At 68.6% G+C, this 6,425-nt stretch carries 7 protein-coding genes; 6 read left to right on the forward strand and 1 reads right to left on the reverse strand.

Going from position 1 to position 6,425, the window contains the following annotated elements:
- The 5 genes from sucB to DQP57_RS25945 form a co-directional block, all read left to right on the forward strand.
- On the forward strand, positions 1 to 702 hold a 702-nt coding region (gene sucB, locus DQP57_RS25925), incomplete at its 5' end, for a 2-oxoglutarate dehydrogenase, E2 component, dihydrolipoamide succinyltransferase (protein WP_112635714.1).
- A 16-nt stretch (positions 703 to 718) separates the two neighbouring features.
- A complete protein-coding gene (locus DQP57_RS25930; protein WP_112635716.1) occupies positions 719 to 1,642 on the forward strand; it encodes a TIGR01777 family oxidoreductase in 924 nt (307 codons plus the stop codon).
- Between the two features lie 48 nt (positions 1,643 to 1,690).
- On the forward strand, positions 1,691 to 2,392 hold the full coding sequence (lipB, locus tag DQP57_RS25935; RefSeq protein WP_112635718.1) for a lipoyl(octanoyl) transferase LipB: 702 nt from the start codon (positions 1,691 to 1,693) through the stop codon (positions 2,390 to 2,392).
- Positions 2,389 to 3,312, forward strand: coding sequence for a lipoyl synthase (gene lipA / locus DQP57_RS25940; protein WP_112635720.1), 924 nt, complete (start codon positions 2,389 to 2,391; stop codon positions 3,310 to 3,312). The genes lipB and lipA overlap by 4 nt, the downstream gene beginning before the upstream one ends.
- A 48-nt stretch (positions 3,313 to 3,360) precedes the next feature.
- Positions 3,361 to 4,113, forward strand: coding sequence for a DUF4191 domain-containing protein (locus tag DQP57_RS25945; RefSeq protein WP_112635722.1), 753 nt, complete (start codon positions 3,361 to 3,363; stop codon positions 4,111 to 4,113).
- Positions 4,114 to 4,134: 21 nt separating this feature from the next.
- Here the strand turns inward: DQP57_RS25945 and DQP57_RS25950 are convergent, their stop codons facing one another.
- Positions 4,135 to 4,557, reverse strand: coding sequence for an RDD family protein (locus tag DQP57_RS25950; RefSeq protein ID WP_112635724.1), 423 nt, complete (start codon positions 4,555 to 4,557; stop codon positions 4,135 to 4,137).
- 244 nt (positions 4,558 to 4,801) lie between these two features.
- Between DQP57_RS25950 and glnA the strand changes: the two genes are divergently transcribed.
- Positions 4,802 to 6,238, forward strand: a complete 1,437-nt coding sequence (glnA, locus tag DQP57_RS25955) for a type I glutamate--ammonia ligase (RefSeq protein WP_036455187.1) — start codon at positions 4,802 to 4,804, stop codon at positions 6,236 to 6,238.
- Positions 6,239 to 6,425: the final 187 nt, after the last annotated feature.

Genomic DNA, 6,425 nt, shown 5'->3' on the forward strand with positions numbered 1-6,425 from the left:
GCCAGCCGGATCCGTCAGATCACCGCGAACAAAACCCGCGAATCCCTGCAGGCCACAGCGCAACTCACCCAGACCCACGAGGTCGACATGACCAAACTGGTCGGGCTGCGGGCCAGGGCCAAGGCGGCGTTCGCCGAGCGCGAGGGCGTGAACCTGACATTCCTGCCGTTCATCGCCCGGGCGGTGATCGACGCGCTGAAGATCCACCCCAACGTCAACGCGAGCTACAACGAGGACACCAAGGAGATCACCTACTACGACGCCGAACACCTCGGCTTCGCGGTGGACACCGAACAGGGCCTGCTCTCTCCCGTCGTGCACAACGCAGGCGACCTGTCGCTGGCCGGGCTGGCCAGGGCGATCGCCGACATCGCCGCGCGCGCCCGCTCGGGCAACCTCAAACCCGACGAGCTGTCCGGCGGCACCTTCACGATCACCAACATCGGCAGCCAGGGTGCGCTGTTCGACACGCCGATCCTGGTGCCGCCGCAGGCCGCCATGCTGGGCACCGGCGCCATCGTCAAGCGGCCGCGGGTGATCGTCGACGAGTTCGGCAACGAATCGATCGGTGTCCGCTCGATCTGCTACCTGCCGCTGACCTATGACCACCGGCTGATCGACGGCGCCGACGCGGGCCGCTTCCTCACCACCATCAAGCACCGTCTCGAAGAGGGCGCGTTCGAGGCCGACCTCGGCCTGTAACGAAGGACTTCCGAACGTGGCTCGCGCTGGCCAGCAGGCCGTCATCGCCATTGCGGGTTCGTCCGGCCTGATCGGTTCGGCCCTGGCGGCGGCCCTGCGCGCCGCCGATCACCGGGTGTTGCGCATCGTGCGCCGGGCGCCGGCGAACGCCGACGAGCTGCACTGGAACCCCGAGAGCGGCGATCTGGATCCCGACACGCTGACCGACGTCGACGCCGTCGTCAACCTGTGCGGCGTCAACATCGGCAAGCGGCGGTGGTCGGGCGCCTTCAAGCAGAGCCTGCGCGACAGCCGCATCGCCCCCACCGAGGTGCTGGCGCACGCCGTGGCCGACGCGGGCGTGGCGACCATGGTCAACGCCAGCGCGGTCGGCTTCTACGGCAACACCAAGGATCGCGTGGTCGACGAAAACGACCGCGCGGGAACGGGTTTCCTGGCGCGGCTGTGCGAGGACTGGGAGGCCGCCACGCTGCCCGCCCAGTACGGCGGCGCCCGGGTGGTGCTGGCCCGCACCGGGCTGGTGTTCTCCCCCGCGGGCGGCGCGCTGGGCCGGTTGCGGCCGTTGTTCCGCGCCGGCCTCGGCGCCCGCCTGGGCGGCGGACGGCAATACATGTCATGGATCACGCTCGAGGACGAAGTGCGCGCGCTGTTGTTCGCGATCTTCAACCCCGACCTGTCCGGCCCGGTGAACATGACCGGGCCCGCGCCGGTCACCAACGCCGAATTCACCACCGCGTTCGGGCGGGCGGTCAATCGCCCAACACCGTTGATGGTGCCCGGTTTTGCCCTGCGGGCCGCGCTGGGCGAGTTCGCCGACGAGGGCCTGCTGACGGGGCAGCGGGCCATCCCGTCCGCGCTGGAGCGCGCCGGTTTCGTCTTCCACCACAACACCGTGGGCGAGGCCCTGGCCTACGCCACCGCCAGCCGCGAGCACGACTAGCGCCACCGGACTGGGCCCGTCCGGCCCGAGCCGAGTACCGTCGCGAACGTGATCGATTCCATCCGGTCCAGCCAGGCCCTGATCGACGTCCGCCGGCTCGGCATCGTCGACTACCGCGTGGCCTGGCAGCAGCAACGCGATCTCGCCGACGCCCGCGTGGCCGGCGGCAGCGACACCCTGCTGCTGCTCGAGCACCCCGCGGTCTACACGGCGGGCCGGCGCACCGAATCGCACGAGCGGCCGGTGGATGGCACTCCCGTCGTCGACACCGACCGCGGCGGCAAGATCACCTGGCATGGTCCGGGCCAGCTGGTCGGGTATCCGATCATCGGCCTGGCCGAACCGCTCGACGTGGTGAACTACGTGCGGCGGTTGGAGGAGGCGCTGCTCAAGGTCTGTGCCGATCTGGGGGTGGACGCGATCCGGGTGCCGGGCCGGTCCGGGGTGTGGGTGCCGGGCATCGACGGTCGCCCCGACCGCAAGGTCGCCGCAATCGGCGTGCGGGTGTCGCGCGCGACCACCCTGCACGGGTTCGCCCTCAACTGCGACTGCGACCTGGATGCGTTCGGCGCCATCGTGCCGTGCGGCATCACCGACGCCGGGGTGACGTCTTTGTCGGCCGAGCTGCGCCGGACGGTGTCGGTCGAGGATGTCACGACCGCGGTCGCCGACGCCGTCTGCGACGCCCTGGACGGGGTGCTGCCGGTGCAGGACCACGCTGCGGCCGCGCGCGTAGCATCGGCGCTGTGACTGTCGCACCGGAAGGACGCAAACTGCTGCGCCTGGAAGTGCGCAACGCCGAGACCCCCATCGAACGCAAGCCGCCGTGGATCAGGGTGCGGGCCAAGATGGGCCCGGAGTACACCCAACTCAAGAGCCTGGTCCGGCGCGAGGGTCTGCACACCGTCTGCGAAGAGGCCGGCTGCCCGAACATCTTCGAATGCTGGGAGGACCGCGAGGCCACCTTCCTGATCGGCGGTGACCAGTGCACCCGGCGCTGCGACTTCTGCCAGATCGACACCGGCAAGCCCGCCGCACTGGATCGCGACGAGCCGCGGCGGGTCGCCGACAGCGTGCGCACGATGGGCCTGCGCTACGCCACGGTCACCGGGGTAGCCCGCGACGACCTGCCCGACGGCGGGGCCTGGCTGTACGCCGAGACGGTGCGCGCGATCAAGGAACTCAACCCCTCGACCGGCGTCGAGCTGCTCATCCCCGACTTCAACGGCGAGCCCACCCGGCTGGCCGAGGTGTTCGGGTCACGCCCGGAAGTGTTGGCGCACAACGTCGAAACCGTGCCGCGCATCTTCAAGCGGATCCGGCCCGCCTTCACCTACCGGCGCAGCCTCGACGTGCTGACCGCGGCGCGCGATGCCGGGCTGGTCACCAAAAGCAACCTCATCCTCGGCATGGGTGAGACCCCCGACGAGGTGCGCACCGCCCTGGCCGACCTGCACGACGCGGGCTGCGACATCATCACCATCACCCAGTACCTGCGCCCGTCGGCGCGCCACCACCCCGTCGAACGCTGGGTCAAGCCGGAGGAATTCGTCGAGTTCGCCCGGTACGCCGAGGAGCTGGGCTTCGCCGGCGTGCTCGCCGGACCGCTGGTGCGCTCGTCCTACCGCGCCGGGCGGCTCTACGCGCAGGCCGCCCGCAGCCGCGCCTGACGCCCGGTGGCGGCGCGGGCCCGTCGCGGCCCTACGTATTCTTTGACTATGGCTAAATCCCGCACCGCCGCGCAGAACAAGGCCGCCCGAGCGGAGGCGCAGGCCGCCCGCAAGGCCGCCGCGCGGGAGCGCCGCACCCAGCTGTGGCAGGCGTTCAACCTTCAGCGCCAGGAGGACAAGCGCCTCCTGCCGTACATGATCGGCGCCTTCGTGCTGATCGTGGGCATCTCGGTGGCGGTCGGTCTGTGGGCCGGTGGGTTGACGATGATCACCCTGATCCCGTTGGGCGTGGTGCTGGGCGGGCTGGTCGCCTTCATCGTGTTCGGCCGCCGCGCCCAGAAGTCGGTCTACCGCAAGGCCGAAGGCCAAACCGGGGCCGCCGCATGGGCTTTGGACAACCTGCGGGGCAAGTGGCGGGTGACCCCGGGGGTCGCCGCGACCGGGCACTTCGACGCCGTGCACCGGGTGATCGGCCGGCCCGGCGTCATCCTGGTCGGCGAGGGAGCTCCGACGCGGGTGCGCCCGCTGCTGGCGCAGGAAAAGAAGCGCACCGCCCGCCTGATCGGCGACGTGCCGATCTACGACCTCGTCGTCGGCAACGGCGACGACGAGGTGCCGCTGGCCAAGCTGGAGCGCCACCTCACCCGGCTGCCGGCCAACATCACCGTCAAGCAGATGGACACGTTGGAGTCGCGGCTGGCCGCCCTGGGGTCGCGCGCCGGCGCCGCCGTCCTGCCCAAGGGGCCGCTGCCCAACTCGGGCAAGATGCGCGGGGTGCAGCGCACCGTGCGCCGCAAATAGCTCGGCACCGCTCGGGCTTCGTCAGCGGCGCACCACGGCCGTCGCGGTCAGGCGGTCCTGCATGCCGCGGCCGTCGAAATCGCTGAACAGCGCCGGGACGACGGTGCCGACCAGCACCCCGCGCACCACCGCCCGGCCCAGGCCGACCAGGCCGCGTCCGTCCACCGTCACCACCTGCAGGCGCAGCGCCAGCTGGCCGGGGGTGAAGCCGAACAATCGCACGAAAACCACGCCGAGCACGAACCAGATCACCAGGACCGCGGTGGCCAGCACCGGTTGCGCGAACAGGCCGAAGCGCATGGCCAACCCGGCCAGCCCGTAAGCGATCAACCAGTCGATCATCAGCGCGCCCAGCCGGCGGCCCATGGGCGCCAGCGACCCCGGACCGCTTTCCGGCAGGCCCAGCTTTTCACCCGGATACGCGGATCGCGATTCGGCCATCATCGGCGCGGACCGCAGTCCGAATGATCCTTCGGACCGGCCAGATGCGGAGGGCGGACGGTGCGCCCGGCCACCAGAAAAGATACGATCTTGCGATCCATGGCCCCACAATAGAACCCGCCGCCCAAGCGGCCACTTTTAGCGTGTGGCATGGTCACGTAACGTGCGCGCAACATCGGGTTGACTGACGGGCAACATCTGCTCCATAGCGTCAGGCCGCGGATCTCACCAAGTAAAGGAGCACTCTGTGACGGAAAAGACGCCCGACGACGTCTTCAAACTCGCGAAGGACGAGAACGTCGAGTTTGTCGACGTGCGGTTCTGTGATTTGCCCGGCATCATGCAGCACTTCACCATTCCGATTTCGTTTTTCGACGAGAGCGTTTTTGAGGACGGCCTGGCTTTCGACGGCTCGTCCATTCGCGGATTCCAGTCCATTCACGAATCCGACATGTTGCTCCTGCCCGACCCCGCGACGGCGCAGATCGACCTGTTCCGCGAAGCCAAGACGCTGAATCTGAACTTCTTCGTGCACGACCCCTTCACCCTCGAGCCGTACTCGCGCGACCCGCGCAACATCGCCCGTAAGGCCGAGAACTACCTGATCAGCACGGGCGTGGCCGACACCGCGTACTTCGGCGCCGAGGCGGAGTTCTACATCTTCGACTCGGTGAGCTTCGACTCACGCACCAACGGCTCGTTCTACGAGATCGACGCCATCTCGGGCTGGTGGAACACCGGTTCGCCCAACGAGCTCGACGGCAGCCCCAACCGCGGCTACAAGGTCCGCCCCAAGGGTGGCTACTTCCCCGTCGCCCCCGTCGACCACTATGTCGACCTGCGCGACAAGATGCTGTCCAACCTGATCACCGCCGGCTTCAGCCTGGAGAAGGGCCACCACGAGGTGGGCACCGGCGGCCAGGCCGAGATCAACTACAAGTTCAACACCCTGCTGCACGCGGCCGACGACATGATGCTCTACAAGTACATCGTCAAGAACACGGCCTGGCAGAACGGCAAGACCGTCACGTTCATGCCCAAGCCGCTGTTCGGTGACAACGGCTCCGGCATGCACACCCACCAGTCGCTGTGGAAGGACGGCAGCCCGCTGATGTACGACGAGACCGGCTACGCCGGCCTGTCGGACACCGCCCGCCACTACATCGGCGGCCTGCTGCACCACGCGCCGTCGCTGCTGGCGTTCACCAACCCCACGGTGAACTCCTACAAGCGCCTGGTGCCCGGCTACGAGGCCCCGATCAACCTGGTCTACAGCCAGCGCAACCGGTCGGCGTGTGTGCGCATCCCGATCACCGGTACCAACCCGAAGGCCAAGCGCCTCGAGTTCCGTTGCCCCGACTCGTCGGGCAACCCGTACCTGGCGTTCTCGGCCATGCTGATGGCCGGCCTGGACGGCATCAAGAACAAGATCGAGCCGCAGGCCCCGGTCGACAAGGACCTCTACGAGCTGCCGCCCGAGGAGGCCGCCAACATCCCGCAGGCGCCCACCCAGCTGTCCGCGGTGATCGACCGGCTCGAAGAAGACCACGAATACCTCACCGAGGGCGGCGTGTTCACGCCCGACCTCATCGAGACGTGGATCAACTTCAAGCGCGAGAACGAGATCCTGCCGGTCCAAATCCGGCCGCACCCTTACGAATTCGCGCTGTACTACGACGTCTAAGTCGGCATGACGAAACCACCCGCGTGGAGATTGCCGCGCGGGTGGTTTCGCATTTGCGACGGGCGCACCGGATTCGGCGCACTGCCGCGAAACTTAAACTATGGCGACCCGCGGCGGGGCGGATTCAAGCGGTGGATGCAACAGTTGGTGGGTTTGAGAGTATCTCGTCGAGTATCTGGGCGGGTGT

It is taken from the genome of Mycobacterium colombiense (assembly GCF_003284935.1).
Lineage (GTDB): Bacteria > Actinomycetota > Actinomycetes > Mycobacteriales > Mycobacteriaceae > Mycobacterium > Mycobacterium arosiense_A.

Bases quoted from the DNA above. Each gene is read 5' to 3' on its own strand.
- DQP57_RS25945 (WP_112635722.1), top strand. From the start codon at position 3,361: ATGGCTAAATCCCGCACCGCCGCGCAGAACAAGGCCGCCCGAGCGGAG.
- DQP57_RS25950 (WP_112635724.1), bottom strand. From the start codon at position 4,557: ATGATGGCCGAATCGCGATCCGCGTATCCGGGTGAAAAGCTGGGCCTG.